Origin of the sequence: Fodinibius salicampi (assembly GCF_039545095.1) — a bacterium.
GTDB classification, from domain to species: domain Bacteria; phylum Bacteroidota; class Rhodothermia; order Balneolales; family Balneolaceae; genus Fodinibius; species Fodinibius salicampi.
Genome location: NZ_BAABRS010000002.1, coordinates 658,638 through 684,001, shown reverse-complemented (window position 1 = coordinate 684,001; position 25,364 = coordinate 658,638). Strand labels below are relative to the sequence as shown.

28 protein-coding genes are annotated in these 25,364 nt (G+C 41.4%); 16 read left to right on the top strand and 12 right to left on the bottom strand.

What is annotated here, in order from left to right; all coding sequences use genetic code 11:
* Positions 1 to 59: 59 nt before the first annotated feature.
* From ABEB05_RS10660 to ABEB05_RS10630, 7 genes are all read right to left on the bottom strand, one after another.
* Positions 60 to 740, bottom strand: a complete 681-nt coding sequence (locus ABEB05_RS10660; RefSeq protein WP_265789982.1) for a DUF4276 family protein — start codon at positions 738 to 740, stop codon at positions 60 to 62.
* A complete protein-coding gene (locus tag ABEB05_RS10655) occupies positions 737 to 1,831 on the bottom strand; it encodes an AAA family ATPase (RefSeq protein ID WP_265789979.1) in 1,095 nt (364 codons plus the stop codon). Before ABEB05_RS10655 ends, ABEB05_RS10660 begins: the two co-directional genes overlap by 4 nt.
* A gap of 193 nt (positions 1,832 to 2,024) precedes the next feature.
* A complete protein-coding gene (locus tag ABEB05_RS10650; RefSeq protein ID WP_265789977.1) occupies positions 2,025 to 2,264 on the bottom strand; it encodes a hypothetical protein in 240 nt (79 codons plus the stop codon).
* Positions 2,265 to 2,660: 396 nt separating this feature from the next.
* The gene (locus ABEB05_RS10645) at positions 2,661 to 3,053 is read right to left on the bottom strand and encodes a hypothetical protein (RefSeq protein ID WP_265789976.1); all 393 of its coding nucleotides are present in this window, start codon (positions 3,051 to 3,053) and stop codon (positions 2,661 to 2,663) included.
* A gap of 308 nt (positions 3,054 to 3,361) precedes the next feature.
* Positions 3,362 to 3,637, bottom strand: coding sequence for a helix-turn-helix domain-containing protein (locus ABEB05_RS10640; protein WP_265789975.1), 276 nt, complete (start codon positions 3,635 to 3,637; stop codon positions 3,362 to 3,364).
* 91 nt (positions 3,638 to 3,728) lie between these two features.
* Positions 3,729 to 4,700: a hypothetical protein gene (locus ABEB05_RS10635; protein ID WP_265789974.1), complete on the bottom strand. Its 972-nt coding sequence runs from the start codon at positions 4,698 to 4,700 to the stop codon at positions 3,729 to 3,731.
* 2 nt (positions 4,701 to 4,702) lie between these two features.
* Entirely contained in the window at positions 4,703 to 5,941 is a 1,239-nt protein-coding gene (locus ABEB05_RS10630; protein WP_265789972.1) for a site-specific integrase, read from the bottom strand.
* A 558-nt stretch (positions 5,942 to 6,499) separates the two neighbouring features.
* On the opposite strand from ABEB05_RS10630, the gene ABEB05_RS10625 reads away from it, so the two are divergent.
* The 4 genes from ABEB05_RS10625 to araD1 all read left to right on the top strand — a co-directional run bounded on the left by ABEB05_RS10625 (position 6,500) and on the right by araD1 (position 11,692).
* Positions 6,500 to 6,673 carry a hypothetical protein gene (locus tag ABEB05_RS10625; protein WP_265789971.1) on the top strand — a complete coding sequence of 58 codons (174 nt, stop codon included), beginning with the start codon at positions 6,500 to 6,502 and terminating at the stop codon, positions 6,671 to 6,673.
* Between the two features lie 246 nt (positions 6,674 to 6,919).
* The gene (locus tag ABEB05_RS10620; RefSeq protein WP_265789970.1) at positions 6,920 to 8,290 is read left to right on the top strand and encodes a GntP family permease; all 1,371 of its coding nucleotides are present in this window, start codon (positions 6,920 to 6,922) and stop codon (positions 8,288 to 8,290) included.
* A gap of 216 nt (positions 8,291 to 8,506) precedes the next feature.
* The gene (locus ABEB05_RS10615) at positions 8,507 to 10,237 is read left to right on the top strand and encodes an IlvD/Edd family dehydratase (protein WP_265789969.1); all 1,731 of its coding nucleotides are present in this window, start codon (positions 8,507 to 8,509) and stop codon (positions 10,235 to 10,237) included.
* A gap of 438 nt (positions 10,238 to 10,675) precedes the next feature.
* Positions 10,676 to 11,692 (top strand): AraD1 family protein, encoded by a 1,017-nt coding sequence (gene araD1, locus ABEB05_RS10610; protein ID WP_265789967.1) that lies wholly within the window; start codon positions 10,676 to 10,678, stop codon positions 11,690 to 11,692.
* A 425-nt stretch (positions 11,693 to 12,117) separates the two neighbouring features.
* Here the strand turns inward: araD1 and ABEB05_RS10605 are convergent, their stop codons facing one another.
* Positions 12,118 to 12,480, bottom strand: a complete 363-nt coding sequence (locus tag ABEB05_RS10605) for a hypothetical protein (protein WP_265789965.1) — start codon at positions 12,478 to 12,480, stop codon at positions 12,118 to 12,120.
* Between the two features lie 187 nt (positions 12,481 to 12,667).
* On the opposite strand from ABEB05_RS10605, the gene ABEB05_RS10600 reads away from it, so the two are divergent.
* Positions 12,668 to 13,414 carry a LytR/AlgR family response regulator transcription factor gene (locus ABEB05_RS10600; protein WP_265789964.1) on the top strand — a complete coding sequence of 249 codons (747 nt, stop codon included), beginning with the start codon at positions 12,668 to 12,670 and terminating at the stop codon, positions 13,412 to 13,414.
* Positions 13,415 to 13,499: 85 nt separating this feature from the next.
* On the opposite strand, the gene ABEB05_RS10595 is transcribed toward ABEB05_RS10600, so the two are convergent.
* The gene (locus ABEB05_RS10595; protein ID WP_265789962.1) at positions 13,500 to 13,859 is read right to left on the bottom strand and encodes a TolB family protein; all 360 of its coding nucleotides are present in this window, start codon (positions 13,857 to 13,859) and stop codon (positions 13,500 to 13,502) included.
* Positions 13,860 to 14,199: 340 nt separating this feature from the next.
* On the opposite strand from ABEB05_RS10595, the gene ABEB05_RS10590 reads away from it, so the two are divergent.
* The 10 genes from ABEB05_RS10590 to ABEB05_RS10545 all read left to right on the top strand — a co-directional run bounded on the left by ABEB05_RS10590 (position 14,200) and on the right by ABEB05_RS10545 (position 21,317).
* Positions 14,200 to 14,916 (top strand): CPBP family intramembrane glutamic endopeptidase, encoded by a 717-nt coding sequence (locus ABEB05_RS10590; protein WP_265789959.1) that lies wholly within the window; start codon positions 14,200 to 14,202, stop codon positions 14,914 to 14,916.
* Between the two features lie 199 nt (positions 14,917 to 15,115).
* Entirely contained in the window at positions 15,116 to 15,820 is a 705-nt protein-coding gene (locus ABEB05_RS10585; RefSeq protein ID WP_265789957.1) for a DUF4386 domain-containing protein, read from the top strand.
* Positions 15,821 to 15,854: 34 nt separating this feature from the next.
* Complete coding sequence (locus ABEB05_RS10580; RefSeq protein ID WP_265789955.1) at positions 15,855 to 16,544, top strand: NAD(P)-dependent oxidoreductase; 690 nt, start codon at positions 15,855 to 15,857, stop codon at positions 16,542 to 16,544.
* 174 nt (positions 16,545 to 16,718) lie between these two features.
* A complete protein-coding gene (locus ABEB05_RS10575; RefSeq protein WP_265789953.1) occupies positions 16,719 to 17,120 on the top strand; it encodes a DUF1801 domain-containing protein in 402 nt (133 codons plus the stop codon).
* 189 nt (positions 17,121 to 17,309) lie between these two features.
* Positions 17,310 to 17,696: a DoxX family protein gene (locus ABEB05_RS10570; protein ID WP_265789951.1), complete on the top strand. Its 387-nt coding sequence runs from the start codon at positions 17,310 to 17,312 to the stop codon at positions 17,694 to 17,696.
* Between the two features lie 5 nt (positions 17,697 to 17,701).
* On the top strand, positions 17,702 to 18,085 hold the full coding sequence (locus ABEB05_RS10565) for an iron chaperone (RefSeq protein WP_265789949.1): 384 nt from the start codon (positions 17,702 to 17,704) through the stop codon (positions 18,083 to 18,085).
* A complete protein-coding gene (locus tag ABEB05_RS10560) occupies positions 18,066 to 18,641 on the top strand; it encodes a YdeI/OmpD-associated family protein (RefSeq protein WP_265789947.1) in 576 nt (191 codons plus the stop codon). Before ABEB05_RS10565 ends, ABEB05_RS10560 begins: the two co-directional genes overlap by 20 nt.
* A gap of 171 nt (positions 18,642 to 18,812) precedes the next feature.
* The gene (locus ABEB05_RS10555; RefSeq protein ID WP_345694273.1) at positions 18,813 to 19,172 is read left to right on the top strand and encodes a YciI family protein; all 360 of its coding nucleotides are present in this window, start codon (positions 18,813 to 18,815) and stop codon (positions 19,170 to 19,172) included.
* A 72-nt stretch (positions 19,173 to 19,244) separates the two neighbouring features.
* On the top strand, positions 19,245 to 20,444 hold the full coding sequence (locus ABEB05_RS10550; protein WP_286669122.1) for an RNA polymerase sigma factor: 1,200 nt from the start codon (positions 19,245 to 19,247) through the stop codon (positions 20,442 to 20,444).
* Between the two features lie 168 nt (positions 20,445 to 20,612).
* On the top strand, positions 20,613 to 21,317 hold the full coding sequence (locus tag ABEB05_RS10545) for a ribonuclease H-like domain-containing protein (protein WP_265789940.1): 705 nt from the start codon (positions 20,613 to 20,615) through the stop codon (positions 21,315 to 21,317).
* Between the two features lie 433 nt (positions 21,318 to 21,750).
* Here the strand turns inward: ABEB05_RS10545 and ABEB05_RS10540 are convergent, their stop codons facing one another.
* From ABEB05_RS10540 to ABEB05_RS10530, 3 genes are read right to left on the bottom strand one after another with little or no spacing between them, the layout of a single operon-like run.
* On the bottom strand, positions 21,751 to 22,338 hold the full coding sequence (locus tag ABEB05_RS10540; RefSeq protein ID WP_265789938.1) for a DUF6940 family protein: 588 nt from the start codon (positions 22,336 to 22,338) through the stop codon (positions 21,751 to 21,753).
* 30 nt (positions 22,339 to 22,368) lie between these two features.
* The gene (locus ABEB05_RS10535; protein ID WP_265789936.1) at positions 22,369 to 22,818 is read right to left on the bottom strand and encodes a hypothetical protein; all 450 of its coding nucleotides are present in this window, start codon (positions 22,816 to 22,818) and stop codon (positions 22,369 to 22,371) included.
* A gap of 57 nt (positions 22,819 to 22,875) precedes the next feature.
* Positions 22,876 to 23,727, bottom strand: coding sequence for a nucleotide excision repair endonuclease (locus ABEB05_RS10530; protein ID WP_265789934.1), 852 nt, complete (start codon positions 23,725 to 23,727; stop codon positions 22,876 to 22,878).
* 270 nt (positions 23,728 to 23,997) lie between these two features.
* Between ABEB05_RS10530 and ABEB05_RS10525 the strand changes: the two genes are divergently transcribed.
* Positions 23,998 to 25,359, top strand: coding sequence for a GntP family permease (locus ABEB05_RS10525; RefSeq protein ID WP_265789932.1), 1,362 nt, complete (start codon positions 23,998 to 24,000; stop codon positions 25,357 to 25,359).
* Positions 25,360 to 25,364 lie beyond the last annotated feature (5 nt).

Below are 25,364 nucleotides of genomic sequence, written 5' to 3'. Positions count from 1 at the left end.
CCTACTATAAGAAAATCTGATTGAAGTACGAAAGATCACCATATTTTACACAAGTTTAATCAGCTAATTGGTTTTAAATTTTCTATCTCTGTAACCCAATCATTAAAATGTTGACATTCGTTTCTCATGCCTTCAATACCTATATCTTCAGCAATCATTACCCCATCTGTTACTTTATCGTAGCCTTCATACATATTTTTAATCCTTTTTGATGGAGCAGTGTCAGGATTATCGTTTATATCTTCTGGTGTATTAAATTCATCTCTGACTTGTTGTAGATTGCTATTAGATACCTCATGTAAAATATTTAGACAGTCGTCAATTCTATTAACATCGCTAAAAAGAAGGGATTCGAATTCATGCGTTTGTATATATGGAATAAATCTTCGATTATCGAAGTGTGATATTAATCCCCGTTCAATTGTAATAGCTTTTGCTGATCCATTTTGTTCATTCATGGCAATAGAATAGTGAGGAAAGTCATTAGGTATCGCATAAAGGTCAAACATTGTTGTTACATATCTACTATCATCCTCATTTAGTAATTTTGTTAATTCATTTTCAACTTTTCCAAAAGTTGAGAGTCCACCTCTATAAACCCTACCACTTCGATAATCTGTTTTAGTAGTAACTCTATTGACTGTTGTAACAATATTAGTTCTGGCAAAGTGAGGAGCCAAAATACGGTTAACAAAACTTTCTTCAGTATCTCCCTCTACTAAGATGTGAACCCTAATCATTGAGGTCTTCCTCCTATTAGGTTCTTTTCCCAAATTTCACCAATGCTATAATCTTCAAGCCAATTATTTAGAGATTCAAGATCAAGATGTTCAAATTTTGTTTGAGCATCTTGTCGATCTAAAACCATAATATCAGAGGGATCAAACTCATTTACCAAATTGACTGATTGGGTGGAAATGATGAGTTGAGTTCTATGACTAGCTTTGCGAAACAGTGATCCTAAAATAGAGATAGCTTTAGGATGCAGTCCAAGTTCTGGCTCGTCAATAATTATTGTTGAAGGTAAAGAAGGTTGAAGCAATAACGTTGCCAAACTTATAAATCTAATAGTACCATCAGATAAATCATTGGCATTGAAATATTTATCATTCCCTTGCTCTCTCCATTCCAGTTTTATGGTATCTTCATTTAAACGTGATGGATGGAGCTCAAACCTACCAAAAAAAGGAATAATACGTTTTACAGTTCTTTCAATTAAAGAATAATTCTCAGGCGCTGTTTCTTTTAATCTGTATAAAAATGCGGCTAAATTAGAGGCATCTTTTTTTAGAGAAATATTATCATCTATTTTGCAAGTTTTCTTAACCCCAGCGTCATCACTAGTATCATGAAAATGATAAACCTTCCAATTTTTTAAAGCATCTTGTACATAATAAGGCACTCTACGTCTTAGATTCTTGCGTACTTTTTTATTAAGATTTGATTCAAAATTTGAGGAACCAATTTTTTCTGTATATGGGGTGTCATACCCTTTCTTATGAAATCGACAATATTCTTTTGAAATCAAAAGTTTATCATCGTGAGTAGGTTCAAGTACTATTCTGTAAGAATTTTGGCCAAAGAATAATTCAAATTCCATCTTGGAAGTTTCTTTACTTCCATAATGAAGCAAAGAATCTGCACCGCCTGACTTAGCTACATAGTTTTGGAGTTCTTCCTTAATAAGACTATTGAATAAATTAAATAGACTAATAAAGTTAGACTTTCCAATAGCATTTGGGCCAATTAAAACATTAATATCGGTAAGAGAAATTTCAGCCTCTCTTATTGATTTGAATCCCTGTATTTTAAGTTTATCTAGTTTACTCATTTAGTCCTTAGTCTAATCATCAAAAAGTAGAGATACAAAAAAATAAGTATTAAGGTAATTATATATGATATATTTATTTAGCTTTTAATTAAGGCATCATTTAGCAGTATTCAAATGAAATACGAAATAAAGTAGTTATTGATACGAATTGGGTAAGAACAGTTTTTAGAAGAGATTTTTAAACAATACTAACTTATCGAAACTTTCCGGCCGTAATTATTGCTAAAATTACCGCACCAATTCCACCAACAATTTTCCATGCTGTACTATCTTCTTTTTCATTAAACATTTCCATAATTTCATTTTTGTTCAATTCATGCATATGTCTTGCATGGGAAGTTAATCCTCTCATGTCCTGAAACGCTTTTTCACATTCTGGGCACGTTAATTCCTTCTCTTTCTCCGTGTTTTGCTGTTCTCTTTCTTCATCCATAGCATTAAGTTTTTAACATTATTTTTATTTTTCTCGGTCAAAAAGACTGAGAACCCATTTCAGCCGGGTAATTGTACCCAAATATTTTGGGTTTCCGGGATTGGAAACGGCACGGCTTTTGGGTCCTCATATCCTTTTCTAGCCTTTAAAAGGCTTTTTAAGAGTTAATCTTTTGATTCGTTTCGATTTAACATACTATTGATGCATTCTTTGTGGTAGTCATAATGCTCATTGCCGGCTTCATTTGATATACACACGGTAATTCTGACATTATTGTCGAATGCAATTCTACATTTTGAACATCTGTTATTCTCAATACTGCCGTAACTGGTAGGACGTTTCCTTTTCATAATCCCAGGTTACGATAATCCAGAGCCAACCGATCGTTTTCCGTTATCATATCACTATGAAGGTTTCGTCTTTCATCTGTTTGGTTACGTACTTACAGCAGTAGTTGGAGACCGCTTCCCGGGATTCAATCGTTTCCACTCGGGCACGGCCATATTTGTCGAACCATCGCTTCCAAATAGTTTGAGCTGTTGGCCGTTGATCAAAACGGAAACGTAACAGGCCGTGCAAATGGACTTTGCCATAGAGTTTTCCCGATTCAATGAAAAGAACAATAAGTTCTTTGGTCGTGAAACCGCGAAAAAATCGTTGAGCGGCCCGGCGTGCGCCGTTAGCAGAGATATCTTCGAACCGGAATGTTCCGGTGAAGAAATAGTCCCATTTTTCGGTTGATAACCAATTTGCGTACTGTTTGCGTTGTTTGTAGTTTTCATTTCTCATTTTACTGTTTGACTTGATAGTTAAACGAATAGGCGCACAGGGTGCTTCGAACACTCTGTCCGCCTTTTTTTATTCCCACTTATTGCTTCTTAGGCGTACCGGGGGGACAAGGATAGATCCCCCGGTACGCCAACAAGAGCCTTTTTCACAGCAAGTGCCAGTAATAGAGATCATCCTATGAGTTTATCCACACAGAGAAAGGGGTAAGAGAATCCCGGGAAGGATCTTTCCTCCCCGGGCTTTCTCCGTGTGGTCGGGGTGCTCTCCAGCATGGCCCGAAAATCGTATAGTTCTCCCATTAGTTGATGTTATTCTACTTTATGGCGGTTTAAAAAGGCTTCCACATCTTCGATGTGATACCGTATTGTCCGGCCATTTTGCGAGTATGGGAGTTGCTTACTATCCCTTAGATACTGGACGTGCCTACGGGAGCATTGAAGCATTTCCATTACTTCATCCGTAGTTAACCATTCTTTCCGGGTCGCTTTCCGTATAGCACCGGGAAGAACGTCGTTTACCGTCTCTTTAACTTTTCTGGAAATAATTTCTTCCAGATCTTCTTTGGTAGGGATATAAGCTTGCATAGTGAAAATGATTTAGTTCTTTTTTCATTTCACTACACATTAAGAAGGAGGGGCTAGCTTCAGCAATACCTACAATAGCTTCAATATAGCTTCATTCATCTTTAGGAGCGTTATAGTTGCGCAAAATATCAGCAGCATCATCATAAAATTGGATCCAATTCCGAATAGATCTACTAGCTTTATCTTTAGGTTTTAACTTCTCAGGACATTCAGGATCATTTTTTATTCTTGAGATCAAATCGGTAATAGTCTTTTCATTTCTATGGTCTCTAGCATGTTTCATCACAAAAGTATATTCCTTAATTGTATAAGGAGTTTTTGTATTCTTTGACTGTTTCTTGAACTTTTTCGCAACTTCTTTTGGGTTTGGATAAGATTCATTTGGCTCCAAAGTCTCATCCTTTTTTTTGTCATTTATCAATGGATTTAGATCTTTTACTCTCTTTAAAAAACGAACATAAACTGCAATGTGGTAGAAATCATTGTTAACATACTCATTTAAATTAAATGCCCTAATGTTCTCTGGTTTTTCAGCGTTGGGCAATATTGGTTCTATTATTTCTGTAATTAGATCAACTGAAAACTGTTGCGCCCTTTGCTCTATATTTTCATCAGGAACTTCAGAAGGATTCGCAATGTGAATTACCACTGGCTCATCGGGTAAATTGACGATTAAATCGTAGATTTTATAGTCAATTCCGCTAGAGTCCCATTCACCTTTTAAAACCTTTTTATAGTAATGTTTTGGAGCACTTTCTAGATACTCTTCAAGTAATTCGGTTTGAAGGCTAAGTAACTTTTCAGGATCGGGAGAGTCAATTAATGTTTTTTTAAAATTCTCTATTAATGCATCTACTGTAATCCTCACAGCTTTAAAAAATGCATCCTTTTGTGCATCCTTAATTTTTTGATACTCTTCTTCATATATCAGTCCTTTTTTGTTGACCTTATCAACTAAACGTCCCAATCCTTTTGTTTTAATACCTGGAATTCTACCTTCCTCAAAATCTTTATCAATTTTTCCAGTCTTCCAGTCTTTGAAAGTATATTTCTCTTTAGTCATTTTCAGAACACCTTTTTCATTGCTTTATCCGCCAATTGCTCATCTAATCCTTTCAAGTATTTTTGCGTAGTTTCGATCTTAGAGTGCCTAAGTGTTTGCATTAACTCATACATACTTAATCCCTGTTCAACGGCATACTGGGCAAAGCTATGACGTGCTACGTGAAAAGAAATATCATCAAGCCTTGGAATGTCAGAATCTTCTTTTTCCAGCTCTTCATTTACTTTGTCAACAATCTTTCCTAGCCACTTATTGATAAGAGCATTTTTACTGCTAATTCGTTTTCGCAAGAATGTAGGATCAGAATAATCTTTGTGATTATTCAAAATTGGAAAGATAAAATCTTCCGATTTTTTATCGGTAGAATAATAGTCTAATATTTCTTGTTGATACTCATTAAGCTCAATCGTAAATACCTTTTCGTTTTTGTTCATCTGATAAGATAAGCGGTCGCCTTTTATGTCATTCCATTTTAAGCAGCATAAATCTCCAAACCGGATACCACCACTATAAAATGAAAACATAAAATAATTCCGGGTATGCCACAGATTAGAAAACTGCTCAAAATCATAACTTTGAATTGCTTCAATCTGTTTTACAGAAAGCTTTGTCTTAGGTTTAGGTTTGCCACGTTTCGCACCTTCAAAATTAACTAGGGGATTAATCGTGATAAGGTGTTTTTTTAATGCCTTTCGAATAATCCCTTTTATAGGCCTAAAATTCTTACTTATCGTATTGGGATGGTTATCATACTCATCTTTTAAAAACCGTTCAAAACGTTCCAGATATTCAGTATCAATATGTCTTAAAGGTAAAGAGCGAGAACCTTCAAAAGCTTCTACCTTTCTAATAGCGACTTTGGCATTCTTATGAGTATAATGACTGCCTGTCTTTTTAATTTCTTCTAAATATTCATCCGCTAAATCAAAAAAATCTCCGGTTTGCTGATGTTTTAAGCGTTCCTGAATAGCTTTTGCTGAATCCTTCCCATGCTTACTTAATTCAGCCTGAACAGTTTCGGCCTTATCTTGTTCCCGATCCAAGATACTGTTTAAACTCTTAGAATTTCTGTGGCTCTTTCTAACCTCTTCTTTTTCTGGATTCCAAAACCTGGGCTTAACATAAACACCAGTGCTAACATACCGGGATTTACGGTTTTGAGTAATCCTTAAGTAAATAGGACACTCTCCGTTATCTCTCTTTTTATCTTTGCGTAAATAAAAATGATAAGTTGTTGCCATACTGTTGTACCTAAATTATAATGGTACAACAAAGGTACAACATTTTTTGAATTTCCCAACATCTAAACAATGAATAAGACACACAAATATGCTATTTAAAGCATATTCAGTGCTATTTGCACTTTATGCATGGATAAAAAAGAATAGAGATTGAGTCCGGCCTCGGGTACTCCTAAGGCCTTGTATCTCTTATAGCTATAGAGTTACAGGGCTTTTTTTTGTTAATTATTCATTTTCAAGAATAGCTTTTTTTATATCGGGACAACACAAATATTTTATCCCTCTCAATATTACCTCTCAAAATAGAACCTATTTAGTGTGTATTAGCATCCATTCAATTCTTTGCTTTAGTTGAATTAAAAATGATCAGTATGTTCAACCAATTAAAGAACAGTAAATAATGAGCAACAACGAAAAAGAACTTTCAGACAGGAAATTTCAAATACTGCAATCGAGATTAAGGGATCACGATAAATCTCACAGTGTCGCCTATGCGCTTTGGTTCTTTTTAGGGTACATAAGTTTTATATCGGGAAAATAGGAATGGGGCTGATATACATGGCTCTTTGGATAGCATCGATAATTGGAATTATAACGATATTCAATAATCCTGAAAATATAGTAGGGTCATTTTGGATATTTCCCGGTGGTGCCTTGGGGATACTGTTGCTTGTTGATTTGCTTACGATCCCAAAGCAAATACGTGAAGTAAAGCAAGAAGAAAAACAATGAATTATTGAGGAACTTAACCAATAATGATTTCTAATAACTCATGAGCAGTACTTAGATGATTATCAAACCACTTTATTGATATACAAAAGGTTGGGCCACTCTGGTTGGCACTTCGTGCGACTTATTTCAAAGAATAAAATAAGTCGTACCCAAAAAGTATATATATTTGAAAAAGGTACGGATAACTTGTTCATTTTTTTTAGTAGTATAAAATTGTTATACCATTCAGCACTAAAATAAAATCAAATGATTGACCAGTCCATTTACCTTTTATTAATTACCGTCATATCCATCGTTCTGCTGCTGGCACTGGTAATGAGGTTCAAAATCCATGCCTTTATCTCACTGCTGCTTGTAAGCAGCTTCGTTGGACTGGGAGCGGGAATGCCCTTCGAAGAGGTTTTAACGAGTATTGAAGAGGGTATGGGAGGGATACTCGGCTTTATTGCCATTATTGTAGGACTAGGTTCCATTATGGGTAAACTGCTGGAGGTGTCGGGCGGTGCCGAATCACTGGCCCGCAATATAGTGGGGATATTCGGAACCAAACGAACCTCTTGGGGACTTACGATTACGGGTTTTATCATTTCTATACCTGTATTCCTGGATGTGGGATTCATTATTCTGGTACCTATTATTTATGCCCTGGCCCGGAAGTCGAAACAATCGACCCTCTATTATGCCATCCCTCTCCTAGCGGGTATGCTGGTAACCCATTCGTTCATTCCTCCCACACCGGGACCTACTGCTGTAGCTGAAATTATGGAAGTACCGCTGGGGTGGGTCATTATTTTCGGAGTCATCGCCGGTTTGCCTGCCGCCATTCTGGGCGGGCCGGTTTTCGGCAGGTATATTGGAAGTAAAATTCACATTGATCCTCCTGATTTCAGTGACCTGAGTGAAGGGAAATCACCTTCTAAAACTGAGAAGTCTGATTTTTTCATGGTACTGGTGGTTGTTCTCTTGCCCCTATTTCTAATTGTGTCGGCAACCGTACTGGATATCCTACAGGAACGCATGATCCTTCCGGAAGAGTTATTCTGGATTAACCTCATACAATTCATCGGACACCCGTTCAGTGCCCTGACAATCGCCACTCTTATAGCAGCTTACTTCCTAGGGTATAGGAAAGGATTTACCGGTAAACAGGTAATGGAATTTTCAGACAAGGCTCTCGCACCGGCCGGACTTATTATTCTGGTAACAGGTGCAGGCGGTGTTTTCAAAGAGATCCTGGTAGACAGTGGCGTCGGTACCGCCCTTGCCGAGACTATCATGGCTTACCAAGTGACACCGATAGTTCTGGCTTATATTATTTCAGTTGTGGTGAGGATAACGCAGGGATCTGTAACTGTGGCAATGATTACAACCGCCGGAATGGTGGCACCTATTGTCAGTGAGTTCGGACTGTCTGTCCCGGAAAAAGCATTGATCGTTATTGCCATTGCAGCGGGATCATCCATCCTTTCCCATTTTAACGACAGCGGCTTCTGGCTCATAAACAAATACCTCGGTCTGACAGAAAAACAAACATTACGTTCATGGACAGTAATGACAACTATAGTTTCAGTTACAGGTTTTTGTATGGTGTTGTTATTGTCATTGCTTTTTTTCTAAAAAAATGAACTGACATAATTTCATTAATTGGCCGTTGGGTGGTAGGAGCAGATAACAAAAAACTACCCACGTTGTCATTCCGCATGACACTATTTTGCGGAAGTCGAGCCAAGCCAATTCGAATACAAATAGTTTCAGGTAATCTTTATATTGTCCGTTGGTATAGAACAAATAAAATCTTAAAGCGGCATTTAAATCAACATATATACAGGGAATATGGCTGAGGAAGACAAAAAAGATAAGGAATTACGCAGCAGTGAATGGTTTAACAGAACAGGAAAAGACGGTTTTATATACAGAGCCTGGATGAAGAAGCAGGGGATTCCCAAACACAAGTTCAAGGGTAAACCTGTAATCGGAATCTGTAACACTTGGTCTGAACTGACCCCGTGCAATTCGCATTTCCGGGATCTGGCACAATCGGTCAGAGAAGGTATTATTGAAGCCGGTGGCTTTCCGGTAGAGTTTCCTGTTATGTCGCTCGGTGAAACACTGATGAAGCCAACTGCCATGCTTTATAGAAATCTTGCCAGCATGGATACGGAAGAATCTATTAGGGCAAATCCGCTGGACGGGGTAGTACTGCTCTGCGGTTGTGATAAAACCACACCAAGTCTGGTGATGGGTGCCTGCAGCGTTGATATTCCAACGATTGTAGTTTCAGGCGGACCGATGCTTACCGGTAAATTCAGGGGAAAGGATGTCAGCATAAGCGATACCTGGCGCTTCAGCGATAAAGTTAAAACCGGCGAGATGTCTACCGAACGTATGGAGGAGGCGGAAGCCTGTACCTGCCGGAGTGACGGACATTGTGCGGTTATGGGAACAGCCAGTACGATGGCCTGTATGGTCGAATCGCTGGGGCTCTCCCTGCCCGGTAACGCGGCAATTCCCGCACCTGATGCACGACGGAAGGTAATAGCCCACATGTCTGGTATGAGAGCCGTTGAAATGGTAGAAGAGGAACAAAACCTGTCAGATATATTAACACGGGAAGCTTTTGAAAACGCTATCAAAGTAAATACCGCCATAGGGGGATCAACCAATTTTGTGATTCATCTGTTGGCCATTGCCGGACGCATCGGTGTAGATCTCGATATTGACGACTTTGACAAACTTTCGCAGGATATCCCCTTGATTGTAAACCTGCAGCCGTCCGGAGACTACTTCATGGAGGATTTTTATTACGCCGGCGGACTTCCGGCCGTTATCAAAGAACTGCTTCCTGAACTGCATACAAATGAAATTACGGCGGCCGGAGAATCAATGCAGGAGATATATAAAGATGCTCCAAATTATAATGAAGAAATCATTTCCAGCCGTGACAAACCGTTCAAAAGTGAAGTGGGACTGGCTATTGTCAAAGGCAACCTGAGCGAAAACGGAGCGGTAATGAAGCCTTCCGCAGCTACGCCCGAACTGCTGCAACACAAAGGGCGGGCTGTCGTCTTCGAAGACATTGAAGACTATAAAGCCCGTATCAACGACCCTGATCTCGATGTTAAAAAAGATGATATCCTGGTTCTGAAGAATGTGGGACCCAAGGGATATCCGGGGATGCCCGAAGTTGGCAACATGGGGCTGCCGGCAAAACTGTTGGAACAGGGAGTTACGGATATGGTTCGCATATCTGACGGCCGCATGAGTGGAACCGCTTTCGGTACAGCTGTTTTACATACCTCTCCGGAATCGGCTGACGGTGGCACTCTGGCCCTTGTTAAAAACGGAGATATAATCGAGCTGGATGTTCCGAATCGTAAAATCGAACTGCACGTTTCGGATGAAGAGCTGGAGAAAAGAAAGAAAGAGTGGGAACCTCTTCCCTTTCATATGGACCGAGGCTACTGGTACCTTTACCAGAAACATGTACAACAGGCGCATCTCGGTGCAGACCTTGACTTCATGCAGGGAAAATCGGGAAGTACCGTTAAGAGGGATTCTCATTAGAGTAGTATAAAAGTAGAAGGTAGCAGGTCCAATGTACAACCCGCAAAATCCGCACTAACCAATCCATCCACCCTCACTGGTTCAAGTTGTATTGTAACTTGGATCAGTATTTACACCGGCTGCTAACTAAATTAAGATAAATACCTATCTCATAATTTGCCAAACCAACGAATAGGTGCATCCAACCAGTAAAATACAGAGAAGAATTTATATATGTGATCAACGGAACCCTTGAATTTAAGGTAGGGGAACGACCTACGAATTGCAGGAAGGCGATAGTCTATATTTTAATTCTCTAGAACCCATGGCATGATGCCCGCCTCTGAAAAGTAGTCTACCTCGATATTTTTGTTTTATTTTATCTAAAACTTTGATCTATACAAATATTAATATATGATTATTGAATCCATAGAAACATAAACCACTAAAATTCTGAATATGCGGTTGATTCAATTGCAGCATTCTGAACAGGGACGGAGGGTAGCAAAGGTCGATGAACCTAAACTCACCCTTATAGATAAAAAATTCACAAGTTGTTATGCACTTTTCGGGGAGATCATTGAAAACAATCACTCTGCCGAAGAATTTATCAACGGACAGTTAACAGATCAAAAAATTGAATATAACCCTGTGTATGAAGGTTCAGGCAAGTGGCGTATCCTGCCTGCTTTCGATCATCCGGATAACTCTTTGGGTTGTATGCTTTCGGGTACCGGCCTCACCCACAAAGCCAGTGCCAAAAACCGGCAACAAATGCATAAAAAAATGGCGGATGAAGACGACCTGACCGATAGCATGGAAATGTATTTATGGGGAGAAAAAGGCGGCAAACCCGGTACCGGCAAAATCGGAGTTCAACCCGAATGGTTTTTTAAAGGAAACGGCTCCGCACTAAGGGGCTTAAATGATCCCCTGGAGGTTCCACCATACGCAAATGACGGAGGCGAAGAGCCTGAAATTGCAGGGCTATATTATATCGCCAAAGACGGCCGACCTTTCCGGGTAGGCTTTGCCATAGCCAACGAATTTTCAGATCACGTAATGGAGAAAAAAAACTATCTCTATCTGGCCCCCTCCAAACTTCGTTCGCCGGCCATAGGTCCTGAATTGATACTGGACGGCGACTTTCAAAATATCTCCGGCAAAGTTTCCATCGAAAGAGACGAAAACGAAATTTGGTCAAAAGAAATAAAATCCGGAGAACAAAATATGGCACATTCCTTGGAGAACCTAGAATACCATCACTTCAAGTACGAGCAACACAGGATACCCGGGATGGTTCATATCCATTTCTTCGGAGCCGATGCATTCAGCTTTGGGGAAGGCATAAGCCTTCAAGACGGCGACCGGATGAATGTATCTTTTGAGGGCTTTGGTAGAACGCTTCAAAATCCGGTGAAAGTAAGCGACAAGCAAGAGGAAGTGATCTCCTCCCTAAATATTGGTCAATTCTGACCTACCTACCCTTTCCAAAATTCTTAATAGGGCTTGAGAAGTTGTGCCAATTAGGATCCCTCAGCTTAAACCATTTAGTTACTCTTTTTATAGAATCATGCTACATGAGGCGTGAGAGGTGTTTTTATTGAAGTTTTTTTCGGAAGTGATATATCAAGCTCGCAGTAATACGGGAGGCCGACCTACTTTCGCCCTTAGCGTTGCAGGACAAGCACCTGTAACTGGTAACTGGCTTTTTAGCTTTTCGTTCGTTATCTAACTATTCAGCCATTTGTACGTGGGCTGGTTAATTACAGCCTACGTAGCTTCTCTACTTTGGTCTCCTACGCGCCATTGCATGTATTCTAACCATTTTGGAATGGAAATAATGCTTCGGCGACGGTGCGCGTAGTAGGCCCAAGGTCCTTAGGTAGCCAGCCACATAATTATGTTCCAGCAGTTTTTCTTTTGCAATACAGCCATCCGCCGAAGGAAATTAAAAACCAGAATAGCCCATAAAGCATTGGAACGAAGGTCAGGTAAATTCCTCCCATCACAACAGAAGGACGTTGTTCGCCCCCTGCTTGTACAGCCTCAAGCATTTGAAAAATTTGGATTGGAAATACAAGGAGTCCAACAAACAAAGCAAAAAGTCCGGTACCTAAAATATAACTTCTATCTTTTGGGGTCTGTTGAGTGGCATTAACCCTAACGAACTTAACAACACTTGCTAAACCAGAGAGCGTTATTACTATCATGAATAGTGGAAATTGTTCTATAAACGCATCTACAACATATTCAATCCACATAGTTAATTGTTTTTACATATTTCAATTGTCTGCTCTGGCCGTATTATAATAGTTTATATTTCCCTTGAAGCGGATTCTCGATGAATAACAGCTTAAATGCGATAAACAATGGCTATTTATTTGCTATCAAATTTGAATAACAAGCATAATTGGGTGAAATTTGCTAAAAACGAATAAACGATAGCTTTTGGAACGACAACAAGCTTTAATTCATAGCATCTACTGGATATCAGCATTCGTAATTTTTACGCTGTGCTATTCCTTTATTGATTCCATAAGCCAGGGGCTGATTTATGCCAGTGTTAGTGTACCGCTGACCATAGGCATAACTTATCTGTTTATTTATTGGGCCGTACCCTCCTTTCTTTTCAAGGGTAGAAATATTCTATTTGCACTTTTGACAGCAACAATATTACTGGGAGTTTTAAATATTCAGATCGTTTTCGCCTTAGTCCAACGCATTTTTTTAGCTGACAATATCGGTGCGGAATCTGCATTCATTCCATGGGATACCCTCTATCTGATCATTGCCACAATTCTATTTTCTCTACCGGCAATAGCATACGAAACGTTGCGAAATTGGAATAATAAGCAACAAGAAATGCTCCAGCTACATCAAAATGACAAAGAGGAATACATTCAGGTAATGAGTGACGGTAAAACATACCGAATCGCATGTGGGGATATCCACTTTATCGAAAGCTATGGAGATTATGCTCACATTCATTCAGCAGATCGAAAGATAATCACACGGATGACGCTCAAAAAGTTGGATGAGCTATTGCCAAATTTTGTACGAGTTCATCGTTCTTACATTGTAAACCCTGACTTCTGTCAAGCATTTAATCTGGATGAGATCATTATTGATAAAAAAGAAATTCCCGTTGGCCGGACCTATAAAGAAACCGTATCCAACGTTTTTAGTTCACAATAAAACGGTCACCTACCTCATTCAAAAAAGTTATTGCCAATCGGCTGGGTGGGATTAAGTGGCTGTCGCTAAATTCGTCAGTCTCTCTCTACTCCGCCGGACTCCAATCGTGCCCCCCTTCAGCAGATGATGCATTATCTGTTAAATTAACTATTAGTCCGCTGCCGTCGGCGTTTACCACATAGATATCCGAATCTTCGCGGTCGTAATCATAACTAAAAAAGGCAATTTTGGGTCCGTCCGGTGAAAATACCGGATTACTGTCAAGGGGCGAATCCTTGGTCAGTTGGGTCCGTCCGGTGCCATCAGCATTCATTACATAAATATCGTCATCTCCGTCACTATCGCTTACAAAGACGATCTCGTTGCTCAACGTATCGGTTGGCTCGGGTCCCGGTTCGGTAGGCTCCGGTTCAGATCCGGCGGGATCACTGCAGCTGACTATCATAACTGAAATCAATATCGTTATGATATAAACAGGAAGGCACTGTTTATGTTTTCCTCTGTAATACATGATATTCCTCGTTAAACTCTCTTTTAACCCCAAGTAACTTCGCTGTTTTTTCTGAACGGGCGCAAAATGGGGCTTTACTCGTCTCTTTCTTACAAGTAATAGGGAAAAGATCCCTATAAGGTTACAAATACATTGCTGCGCTTGTATTACCTTAGCGGAAGCGGCCTATCTCCTTCAAAAGGATCATATCAATCCTTCTTGCATCCGTTTGCAACAACTCAACCTATTATCCCGTAGAGGCACCTAGGTAAATAACTAATCATTTGTTAAACGGATGAAAAATACTGACAGAACTGTAAGCAAGAAAAGAACGCTGGTAATTTTTGTTTGTACGATCATTACAGGGTTTATCTTATTTGCTCTACCGAATGTATTCTTTGGCATTACAAAAATTAACGGTGGGCTATCGGGAGTAAATTTATTGTTCATTGCACTGTTCCAATGTATTACTGTTTGTTCGTTAATATATTTTTCACTCAAATTATTAAATAAGGATTTTCAATATATCGGGTGGTCCGGGAAAAACTGGAAATCAGATAGCATATTAGGATTACTTTTTGGATTGACATGGACCGCCCTGCAATTCGGATTCATCATTCCGAATACCGGTGGAGCGGAAAGGGCCGACATCTCCCAAATGGTCTCGATGTTTGACGGAACACCATTAGGCACGCTTTCTTTTATAGCTTTAGGGGTAATTGGAGGGGGTATTACGGAAGAGATCTATAACAGGGGCTATTTCATCAATGTTTTAAAAGATACGTTTAAGAATCCAACGATAGGAATATGGATCGCCGCAGTCTTATCCATTGTATTCTTTGCTATCGGACATTTACCGACCGATGCAATAAGCTGGTTCGATATTTTAGTTCCAACCATCGCCTACACGGTGTTATTCTTATATACCAAACGGCTCACGGCATCCATTATAGCCCACGGAATTTATAATATGACGGGCATCTTACTTACATACTATATGTATTATCAATAAAGCCATAGCAACCGATGTAATTACTATCATATTATACTTAGAAATATCAAGTAGTAACTTAACACTGGATTTTGCGTAGAAAGTAATACCCAAAAGGATCATTTTACTTAGGGAGCTGGCAAAATGGGATTATTTCGTTCTAAGGGATATGTCAGTACTTGAATGGAAAATTAGATATTTCCAACTATGAAAGGTTGATATGAAAAAAAATATTAATGATATCTCACCGCGCCAAGCCGCATCAGCTGCAGGATTCGGATTGCTGCTGATGGTCGTTCTGGCCCCCATCGCCTATTTCTCAGTACTCCAAAATCTTATTGTCTCCGGAGATGCCCAGGCAACCGTTACCAATATCACGAACGCATTGGGCTCTTTTCGGATAAGTATTGTACTCCTTTTAATAGTGGCCATTCTTGATATCATTGTATCCTGGGGACTTTATGTTTTACTCAAACCCATAAATAAAAGCCTGGCGTTATTAACCGCCTGGTTCAGAGTAGTCTATGCTGCAATTTTTGCGGTTGCAATTGCTAACCTTTATCACGTCCTGCCCATCCTGGAGGGTGCTGCATATGCCGATATGTTAGGTGCAGACCAACTAAACGCACAGGTGATGTTATTGGTCGAGTCGTACCGGATTGAGTGGGATACCGGGCTGGCGGTATTCGGTCTTCACTTGTCCATCCTCGGATATCTTGTATTCAAATCAGGTCCCAGGATTCTGGGTGTCCTCGTGGTACTTGCGGGTATCGGATACAGCGTTGACTCTTTTGGAAAAATGTTGATACCTGATTACAGCCTGACGATTAGCCTCTATACTTTTGCCGGAGAAATCCTGCTCATTGTTTGGCTCCTTTGGATTGGTTTCAGGGGTGTGCCGGACACTTTGAAGAGAGCTAAGTAAATAAGCATAATGAATTTCAAAAAATAATAAGAGATTGAAGAAAGTTTGCGTCATCGGTGCCTCAGGAAAGCTTGGAAAGTATATGGTCCAGCACTGTCTGGACAGGAACTATGAAGTTGTTGGTGTTTGCCGGGAAAAAAGCGTCGGGAAGCTGGATTCTTTTAGAGACCGGATAACAATTGTGCCGGGAATGACGAATGACCGGGAAGTGATCAAAAAAGCGGTAAAAGGATGCGACGGGGTGCTCACCGTGTTGGTACCCTGGGGAGTAAACAATTATTCCTCCGGGACTGCACAGGCGGTACTGGATTTTGCCGAGCCCGGTGCCCGCCTGATCTTTTCCTGCGGGTGGCATATTACCAAAGACGGAAAGGATGAATATTCCTGGAAGCTTGAGGTATTTTTAAAAGTTGTTGGCTGGATTGCCAAAGTGTTGCGCCTTATTGATATTGAAGACCAGGTAAGAGCCTGCAATCTGGTATTTACCAGCGATAAGAATTGGACGGTTGTACGGGGTAGTGGCTTGGAGGAAGGGGAAAGCCAAGGACTACCTGTATGGAGTGAGCATGTGGGAGATCCTATCCTGGAAAGCAACCTGACGCGCCGCATCGATTTTGCCCTCTTTATGGTGGAGGCCCTCGAAAATGATGATCTCATTCACAAAGCGCCCGCCATAGTTGGCTGCCAAACCCCTTCGGCACTTGCTCACAAATCGGAGACTTAGGTTTTTATCTTGTAATAAGTCCGGCACCTAACAACGGTTTCAATACGGCTCCCCCCCTGCTTTGGGTTTAAATTTAATAGTTAATAAAAGAGAGTTTTAATTAAATTACTTTTTCAACAAGGTCAGGCCAGTTAAACCGGAGGCCTGCGTTGTATAATTTATTAATAGAGGCCTATGGAAAACAAGGTAAAACAAAAGTTCAGCTCATATCCGGATGAGATCAAGCCAAAGATGGAGAGCCTTCGCAATTTGATTTACGAGGTGGCGCAAGCTACAGAGGGAGTAGGCGAACTGGAAGAAACGTTAAAATGGGGTGAACCTGCCTATTTAACCTCACAAACAAAAAGTGGAACAACCATCCGAATTGACTGGAAACCGAAGAACCCGGATCAAATCGGGCTGTATGTAAGTTGCAATACTACGTTAATTAGTACCTTCAGAACGCTTTTTGAAGATGATTTAACGTTCGAAGGTAACCGGGCAATCGTTTTTCCAGTTGATAAGCCCATACCCAAAAAACAGCTGATGATTTGCATACAGATGGCACTTCGGTATCACCTTGATAAAAACAGATAGGCAGGCGTCCAAGCTGGACAGGCCGCCGGGAAACGTGATGAAGAATAACGAGGATCGCCCTGGGTCGAAGCTCTTCGCAGCCTCTAATCCAATACAAAAATCAGGATGTCCAATTTCCGCAATCTCAATCATTATAAGAGGTAAGGAAACACTGAACATCAAATAAAGACGAAAAGGAAAGAAGCTATTATGACAAAAAGAAATAAAATCACCTATTGGATCACCACCGGCTTTCTTGCCTTTGGTATGACCGCAGGAGGCGCACAACAACTGTTTCAAATAGGTGGATATGTTGAGATTGTTAGCCAATTGGGGTACCCGATATATATGCTATCCATACTCGGGTTTTGGAAAATTTTGGGGGTTATCGCCGTGCTTGTCCCTAAATTTCCAATAGTGAAGGAATGGGCTTATGCAGGTTTCTTCTTTGCTATGTCCGGAGCGGCAGCTTCACATATCACGGTAGGTCAACCGTTTACTGAGGCTATTCCTTCATTGGTATTATTAATTATGACAGTGACCTCGTGGTATTTTAGACCTGCGGATAGAAGAATCGGGACCGTTAACCAAAAATAACAATTATGACTAAGCCAAAAGACGTTGATTCCTTCATTGCCAATTCCCCCACGAAGGCCCATCCAATACTCAAAGAACTCCGGGAAATAATAAAATCGACGATTCCGGAAGCAGAAGAAGGCATAAGCTACAATGTGCCGTTCTATAAATTTCACGGTGTTCATGTTGGATTCTCCGCCTTCAAAAATCACGCTACCTTTGGCATTGGCGCTGACGTACTTCAAAATGAAAATCGCAAGATGCTCGAAGAAATGGGTTATAAAACCGGGAAAGAAACCATACAAATCAAGTATGATCAAAAAGTTCCGGCCACTATCATAGAGAAACTTCTAAAAGAAAAAGTGAATAAAGCCAAAAAACGACAAAAAAATGAATCCCAAAGTCGATAAATATATAAGTAAAGCCCAACAATGGCAGGAAGAAATAGAGCAGTTGAGGATCATCTGCCTCGACTGCGGACTGAAGGAAGAATTGAAATGGGGAAAACCATGCTACTCATTTCAGGAAAGCAATATCGCTATCATACAGCCATTTAAGGTATCCTGTGCACTTATGTTTTTCAAAGGGGTTCTGTTAAAAGATCCCGAAGATGTTCTGGAAAAACCCGGAGAGCATTCGAGAATCGCCCGCAGAATTTCATTCACCAGTATTCAGAAAATCGTTGAGATGGAACCCATCCTGAAGGCCTATATCGATGAGGCCATTGAAGCAGAAAAAGCCGGATTGGAAGTGGATATAGAAGAAAAAAGAGAACCTATTCCTGAAGAGTTTCAAAAGAAGCTGGATGAAAATCCTGGCTTGAAAACTGCCTTCAGTAATTTAACGCCCGGACGACAACGAGGATATATTCTGTATTTTTCCGGTGCCAAACAATCCAAAACCCGGGAACGAAGAATTGAAAAATACATACCAAAAATTCTCGATGGAAAGGGATTAAGAGAATAAACTCACCTGAACAATGAGTGCGATTTGTCAATAATTGCATAATACCTCCTCGAATTTGTGAGGAGAAATTAAAACGGAAAATAAAATTTAGATATCCAATTTTCACAGTCTCAATCATTATCAAGTAAGATATAATACAAACGATCATCATTAAGTTAAGTAAAGAAGAAAATGGAAGAATTCATGTTATTGTTCCGACAGCCGAGTTATGACTACAGCGATGTTTCAAAAGAAGAGATGGCGGAACTCTCTAAAAAATGGACGGAATGGTGGAAAGGCATCGAAGCACAGGAGAAACTAGTCAGTCGTGGACCGCGCCTGGCGATGGAGGGCAAAGTACTAAAGCCTGGCGGAGTGGTTACCGACGGCCCGTTCGTTGAAATCAAAGAAAAGCTGGGGAGTTTTATTGTCGTTAAGGCGGAAAACCTGGAGGAAGCAACCACACTAGCTCATGGCTGTCCGGCATTGGACCAAGGCGGCAGTGTTGAAATCCGGCCTTTCGGAAATCCATGGACTGGAACGAAAGGATAGACCCTACAGGAAAAAGGTAACCAAGTGGTAGAGCAAACTATAAAGCAGTTATTTCACCAGGAATTTTCAAAAATGGTTGCAGTCATCAGCCGGCTGTATGGGTTGTCGAATATTCAAATTGCCGAAGATGTAGTGAGCGAAACCTTTCTGCAGGCAGCTGAAACATGGGGCATTGAAGGGGTACCCAAAAATCCGACGGGCTGGCTGTATGTGGTTGCCAAAAACAAAGCCCTGTACCATTTCCGACGTAAAAAAATCTTTGATCACAAAGTATCCCCTGAACTAACGATAAGACGTGAACAGGATCGTCGAATGCCGGAACCAGATTTTTCGTTGCGAAATATCAAAGACAGTCAGTTGCAAATGCTCTTTGCCGTGTGTCATCCTGCCATTGCCAGCGAAGCCCAGATAGGATTGGCTTTGCGTATTCTCTGTGGTTTTGGCATCGATGAAATAGCTGAAGCTTTTTTATCCAACAAGGAGACCATCAACAAGAGGCTATACAGAGCAAGAAAAAAATTACGGTCCGAAAATATTACGATGGAACTGCCTCCGGATAACAAAATTACCGATCGACTCGACAATGTTTTGCATATTATTTACCTGCTATTCAATGAGGGCTATTACTCAAAGACTCAAAATCAAATCCTGCAAAAAGACCTGTGCCTCGAGGCCATGCGGCTGGGACTGCTTCTAACCGAGCATGAGAAAACGGATAAGCCTAAAACAAATGCCCTGGTAGCGCTCATGTGCTTTCATGCTTCCCGGTTCGATGCCAGGCAAAACACAGATCCCGAAGTTTCGGAAATAATTTTATATGACCAGCAAAATGAGGAACTATGGGATACAGCACTCATTAAACAGGGTATGCACTTTTTAGAGCGCTCGGCCAGAGGCAAGGAAATAAGCTCATATCATTTAGAGGCACGCATCGCCTATTGGCATTGTATCAAAGAAGACACTAAGGAAAAATGGGAGGAGATCCTCCAGCTCTATGATCAGCTTGTTAAGATCAACTATTCCCCGAGTATTGCTCTAAATAGAGTTTATGCACTCTATAATGTAAAAGGAGCAAAAGCCGCAATTGCAGAGGCTGAAAAACTCAGCTTTGAAGAAAACCATTTCTATTTTGTACTTCTCGGCGAGCTTTATAGAAAAAAAGATTCCCAAAAAGCAAAAAAATATTTCCGAAAAGCATATTCTCTTGCCAAAACCAAACCCGAGAAACAAGAGATACAGAAAAAAATAAAAACCTTGGAGCCCAACACTTGAATCAGTCACTTGAAACGGACAGACTGATCACTTGCCAAACCACTGGCTTTTTAGCTCTCCGTTCGTTATTTAATGAATTAAGATTATACAATTCACACCTTAAGTACAGCCTGCATAGCTAATTTACTTTGGCGCAGTAGACCTGTAAGACCGTTAGATTATAATATTATGTCACAGAAATATTTAGCATTTGATATTGAAACTGCCAAAGTGCTGCCTGAGAATGTTAGTGACTTGAATAGCCACAGGCCCCTGGGAATCACCTGTTCCGCAATTTGGTGTACCGATGAAAGCGAGCCGGAAGTGTTTTATTCAACATCTGCCGACGGTTCTCCCGCTCCGCAAATGTCAAAACAAGATTTAACTTCCCTTATTAAATATCTTGAGACAAAAGTTGATTCCGGCTATACCATAATTACCCACAATGGACTTGGATTCGATTTCGATATTCTGGCAGAAGAATCCGGCCTTTACTCAGCTTGCCGCAGCCTTGCTATTCAACACGTAGATATGATGTTTCACTTTTTTTGTGGCAAGGGCTTTCCTATATCACTGAACGCTGCGGCAGAAGCCATTGGCCTCAGCAAACCGACGGATATTAATGGCTCTGTGGCACCGGCACTCTGGAAAGGAAATAATTACCAAGAGGTTCTTGATTATGTAGCTCAGGATTGTCGATTGACACTGGATATTGCAGAAACAAGTGAACAAAACAGCCGCATAAGCTGGATAACCAAAAGAGGCAAACGCTCATATTTTGAGCTCCCTTCAGGGTGGTTGACGGTTGAACAGGCTTCCGAATTACCTCAGCCCGACACATCCTGGATGGATAATCCCTGGCCAAGATCAAAATTTACGAAATGGCTTGCGTAAATATGCTCAAAGGCACTCTGGGGATAGCCGTCCTACCATAAAATGGTGAAACAAATACATCACAACAAAAAAAGGACCTCACCCCTTTTACAGGGTAAGGCCCTATATCATTAAAGATGATATATCAAAAAATAGAGATATATCATTTATAAAATCGTAAAACTGGATGAATCTTCCAACCTGTGAAACGAAAAATATGGGTTTATTATTCCTTTCAATACGAGAATACCCTTGCCTTCCCGTATTAATCTCTTGAATTTTAAGAGATTATCATAAAACAAAGAAAAGGCCAGCCGATCAAAGCTGACCTTTACCTATTCATTGTACCAAATCATCTAACATATGACTATAAGTAAGTACGTTTCAGGGGGCAATCCTTACAAACTTTTTTTATTTTTTTTTAAAAAGGGGCTTGCCGGGCATTACAGACACTTTAACTTTCTGTTAAATTTGTATAAGGCCGATGCCGGTAATACTTTGGCCGAGAATCCAAGCGGACATGCAGCCAGGCCACCCCTCCCCCAGCGGTATTTAGCCACAGCGGTCGGTCAGAAATCCGGTTTTGAGTCACCCGGCCCACCGTTTGCCACAGGTGGTGTTGCTGTTGCACCGGAGCATTTTCGGTAAACACTCCAATATGCGAATAATTCCGTTCTTGATCGGATGGCGCTGGTGCTATTAAGGTAGCGTCTTTCCCGAGGTTAGCAAAGGCTGTGGTTTCTTTATCCGGACTGAAATATGGCCGGAAGGGACCCGGATCAGGCGGTAAGTCAATACCGGGACTGTCAGAAACAACAAACTCAAAAAGCTGACTTGTAGTACCGGTCGTAACCGGCGGCGTTTCCCAATGGTAGGCCTGGAAAGAAATATCAGACAACAACCCAATAAAAAAGCACCGGAAGGTTTCATCCTCCTTTAAAGATGTGATAAAATTGATATAGCTCAATCGTTCTCCCTGCTTATGTAGCTTATATTTAAAGGCCTTCCCTTCCTTAATTTTTGTCTTCTCAAACTGATACATTGCGTTTAATTTAGATTTTGCTACTCCTCTTTATTGAATCGCTATTTGTCCCGGGCTGCTAACAATAATCTGGGGTGTCTCCTCATGGCTTTCGATCCTCCCAGTGACACAAACTTCCTGTCCTTCATACTGCTGTTCAGGCGGTTTGGTCCACTTAGCTCGATTATCACCCCAGATAACAGCCGTAAAGGTTTGGTTCGGATAGGGTCGCCCTAAGTTGATAAAAGTGGGCTCACCGCCCACTTGCTGCAGGTAATCGGCAGAAGCTACTTTCCCACAAACTACAGCGGGCGTACCAATGTGATCCCTTGCGTCCGCAGCTGTAATTCGCACTTCTGGTTCAGGAGATGAGGATTCCAGCTGGTAGATCCTAGAAAGGACAAGCCCGGCAATCATGATTCCTATCAGGACCGGAAAGATATATTTGAGGTTATTGCGAATGTTTTTCATGGTGCTCCCGGATACCAAAAAGGGATTCATCAGGAACTATTTTTGCTTACCCTCATTCTAAGCACTGGAAGGGAAAGAGCAAAATATCTATTCCATAAAAGCCAGCCGTACCAAATAATCGTCTAGCTTTTCCTGGGGGATTAGTTCGTCATCCAGATTCAACTTTTCGCGGATTTCAAAATTGCGATGGGTACATCCCCCATAAAACCAACGTAGGGCTTCCATATCTTTCAGAATAAGCTTTCCGATAAATTCTTCCAGCCGATTGTTTTGGATATGATCATCTATAACAACATACAGCAGCTCATCAGAAAGGCCCTGAAGATAATCACGCACTAGCAGCTGCTTATCACGGTTTAGTTCTAATTGAAAATACATGGGCGTAAACTTTTGGCTTAGCTGTCCGGGCAGATCAAAAGGAGTATTAAGACCATGTGTGGTGATATAGAGCTGCCGCAACAGTGCTCCCATAGCCCGCCTAACCCGTCCGTGACCCTTAAAAGCTCCATATGTGTACTCGGTATGTTCTTCCGGAAGATGCATACGAAGTTGAAACGTCACGACTTTATTCTTGGGAACAGCAGAAACATAATAGTAGGTTTCCGGGGTCTTCTTGGCCCGGTTAAATGGCGGGCGATGCCTGCGGATCAGCTCATTTTCCCGCAGCAAGGCCTTTTCTTCCGACGGCAGTTCTTCCAGGGCGATCTGCCGGACCAGCCGGACCAGCCTTCGCACTTTCCGGGAGCTATTATCGTTATTTACGCGCCGATAGGTAAACAGCCGGCTTCGTAAATTCTTGGCTTTTCCCACATACAGCAGGGATTTCTTACAGCCGTACATCTTATACACGCCCGAAGTTTTGGGCAGCTCATCGAAAAAACTTTTCCCAAGCCGCTCTTCCAGCGGATTTTGTGCCTCAAAAAGAGAATCAGTTTTCATCGTCCTGTAAACTTATTTTGCCCAACCATAAGAGGTGAGACTGACAACCTGTTGTCACCGCTTTAGTAAATTACGATCTACGAATGCTAAAAATTTCAAGTTGATCTGCTCCTCAACTGATTAATGACTTATCCCCTTACAGAAGTTTATGGTGAGAAACAAGGTGAGAGTATAATCCAAATCGATTACAGCAGCACTTTTATATTATCATTTCTCCTTTCTACCGCTTATAATCCTTTTTGTTACTCGAAAACTTAAAAAGGGATTATTGTGCAAGGGTATCTGTTAATAGGACTGCTGATTGCCGCCATCCTGTTTATCGTTTACAGTACTGCTAAGGTAAAGCTGCATCCATTTCTGGCTCTGCTGCTGGCCTGTTTTGGGGTTGGACTTCTTTCAGGCCTGCCTGCGGATGAAACCATAACCGCGATTACCGAGGGCTTTGGAGGTACGCTCGGCTCTATCGGCATTGTGATTGCAGCCGGAACTATTATTGGCTCGCTGTTGGAGAAAAGCGGGGGGACCATCGTTATTGCGAATCTCATTATCGGCTGGCTTGGGAAAGCGCGCTCGGCACTGGCCATGAGTATTACCGGGGCTATCGTCTCGATACCGGTCTACTGCGACTCTGGATTTGTCATTCTTTCCTCACTGAACCGCTCTCTGGCTTCCAAAACCAAGCAGTCACTGGCGCTTTATGCCGTGGCCCTGAGTATGGGGCTTTATGCCACGCACGTCTTCGTTCCTCCCACGCCTGGTCCCATTGCCGCTGCGGGTACGCTTAATGCCGATATTGGGACCGTCATCCTACTGGGAATCACCGTCACTATTCCCGTTATCTTCGTGACCTACCTCTTTGCCTTTACCATGGGAAACCGTATTTATATCGATCCCGATGACATGCCTACGGCAGATAAGGAAAATATGAGTTCTTTCCACAAAACTGTCGACGATGCCAATCTACCCGGCACTACAGCTGCGCTGCTACCCATATTAATTCCAATGTTGCTGATCGCCTTCGGTTCTATTGCCGATCTGCCAGCCGAACCTTTTGGTGATGGATGGATAACTGCAGCCATTCTCTTTCTGGGAGATCCCAATACAGCACTTATCATTGGGGTACTTTTGGCTTTTGGAACCGTTCCCAAACGGGGACCCGAAGTTTACGGCGACTGGGTCGGAAAAGGCCTCAAAAGTGCGGGCGTAATCATTTTGATTACGGGGGCTGGCGGAGCATTCGGCAATGTATTGCGGGCTACTGATATCGGCAGTTTTTTAGGAGAAAGCCTGGCGGCGTGGAACCTTGGCATACTCCTTCCCTTTATTATCGCCGCTGCCCTCAAAACAGCACAGGGTTCTTCGACGGTGTCCATTATTACTACAGCCTCTATCATTGTGCCCATGCTTCCCGCTATCGGACTGGCAGAGGGACTGGCCCCAGCCCTCGTTACCCTCGCTATTGGTGCGGGTGCAATGACGGTTTCACACGCCAACGACAGTTATTTCTGGGTGGTCAGCCAATTTTCGGGAATGGATGTCACCCAGGCATACCGGCTTCAGACATTGGGATCGGCCGTGGCTGGGGTAACAGGTATCACAGTGGTATTTATCCTGAGTCTGTTCCTGCTATGATCCTA

Bases quoted from the DNA above. Each gene is read 5' to 3' on its own strand.
- ABEB05_RS10660 (WP_265789982.1), bottom strand. From the start codon at position 740: ATGATTAGGGTTCACATCTTAGTAGAGGGAGATACTGAAGAAAGTTTT.
- ABEB05_RS10655 (WP_265789979.1), bottom strand. From the start codon at position 1,831: ATGAGTAAACTAGATAAACTTAAAATACAGGGATTCAAATCAATAAGA.
- ABEB05_RS10650 (WP_265789977.1), bottom strand. From the start codon at position 2,264: ATGGATGAAGAAAGAGAACAGCAAAACACGGAGAAAGAGAAGGAATTA.
- ABEB05_RS10645 (WP_265789976.1), bottom strand. From the start codon at position 3,053: ATGAGAAATGAAAACTACAAACAACGCAAACAGTACGCAAATTGGTTA.
- ABEB05_RS10640 (WP_265789975.1), bottom strand. From the start codon at position 3,637: ATGCAAGCTTATATCCCTACCAAAGAAGATCTGGAAGAAATTATTTCC.
- ABEB05_RS10635 (WP_265789974.1), bottom strand. From the start codon at position 4,700: ATGACTAAAGAGAAATATACTTTCAAAGACTGGAAGACTGGAAAAATT.
- ABEB05_RS10630 (WP_265789972.1), bottom strand. From the start codon at position 5,941: ATGGCAACAACTTATCATTTTTATTTACGCAAAGATAAAAAGAGAGAT.
- ABEB05_RS10625 (WP_265789971.1), top strand. From the start codon at position 6,500: ATGGCTCTTTGGATAGCATCGATAATTGGAATTATAACGATATTCAAT.
- ABEB05_RS10620 (WP_265789970.1), top strand. From the start codon at position 6,920: ATGATTGACCAGTCCATTTACCTTTTATTAATTACCGTCATATCCATC.
- ABEB05_RS10615 (WP_265789969.1), top strand. From the start codon at position 8,507: ATGGCTGAGGAAGACAAAAAAGATAAGGAATTACGCAGCAGTGAATGG.
- araD1 (WP_265789967.1), top strand. From the start codon at position 10,676: ATGCGGTTGATTCAATTGCAGCATTCTGAACAGGGACGGAGGGTAGCA.
- ABEB05_RS10605 (WP_265789965.1), bottom strand. From the start codon at position 12,480: ATGTGGATTGAATATGTTGTAGATGCGTTTATAGAACAATTTCCACTA.
- ABEB05_RS10595 (WP_265789962.1), bottom strand. From the start codon at position 13,859: ATGATAGTCAGCTGCAGTGATCCCGCCGGATCTGAACCGGAGCCTACC.
- ABEB05_RS10590 (WP_265789959.1), top strand. From the start codon at position 14,200: ATGAAAAATACTGACAGAACTGTAAGCAAGAAAAGAACGCTGGTAATT.
- ABEB05_RS10585 (WP_265789957.1), top strand. From the start codon at position 15,116: ATGAAAAAAAATATTAATGATATCTCACCGCGCCAAGCCGCATCAGCT.
- ABEB05_RS10575 (WP_265789953.1), top strand. From the start codon at position 16,719: ATGGAAAACAAGGTAAAACAAAAGTTCAGCTCATATCCGGATGAGATC.
- ABEB05_RS10570 (WP_265789951.1), top strand. From the start codon at position 17,310: ATGACAAAAAGAAATAAAATCACCTATTGGATCACCACCGGCTTTCTT.
- ABEB05_RS10565 (WP_265789949.1), top strand. From the start codon at position 17,702: ATGACTAAGCCAAAAGACGTTGATTCCTTCATTGCCAATTCCCCCACG.
- ABEB05_RS10560 (WP_265789947.1), top strand. From the start codon at position 18,066: ATGAATCCCAAAGTCGATAAATATATAAGTAAAGCCCAACAATGGCAG.
- ABEB05_RS10555 (WP_345694273.1), top strand. From the start codon at position 18,813: ATGGAAGAATTCATGTTATTGTTCCGACAGCCGAGTTATGACTACAGC.
- ABEB05_RS10550 (WP_286669122.1), top strand. From the start codon at position 19,245: ATGGTTGCAGTCATCAGCCGGCTGTATGGGTTGTCGAATATTCAAATT.
- ABEB05_RS10545 (WP_265789940.1), top strand. From the start codon at position 20,613: ATGTCACAGAAATATTTAGCATTTGATATTGAAACTGCCAAAGTGCTG.
- ABEB05_RS10540 (WP_265789938.1), bottom strand. From the start codon at position 22,338: ATGTATCAGTTTGAGAAGACAAAAATTAAGGAAGGGAAGGCCTTTAAA.
- ABEB05_RS10535 (WP_265789936.1), bottom strand. From the start codon at position 22,818: ATGAATCCCTTTTTGGTATCCGGGAGCACCATGAAAAACATTCGCAAT.
- ABEB05_RS10530 (WP_265789934.1), bottom strand. From the start codon at position 23,727: ATGAAAACTGATTCTCTTTTTGAGGCACAAAATCCGCTGGAAGAGCGG.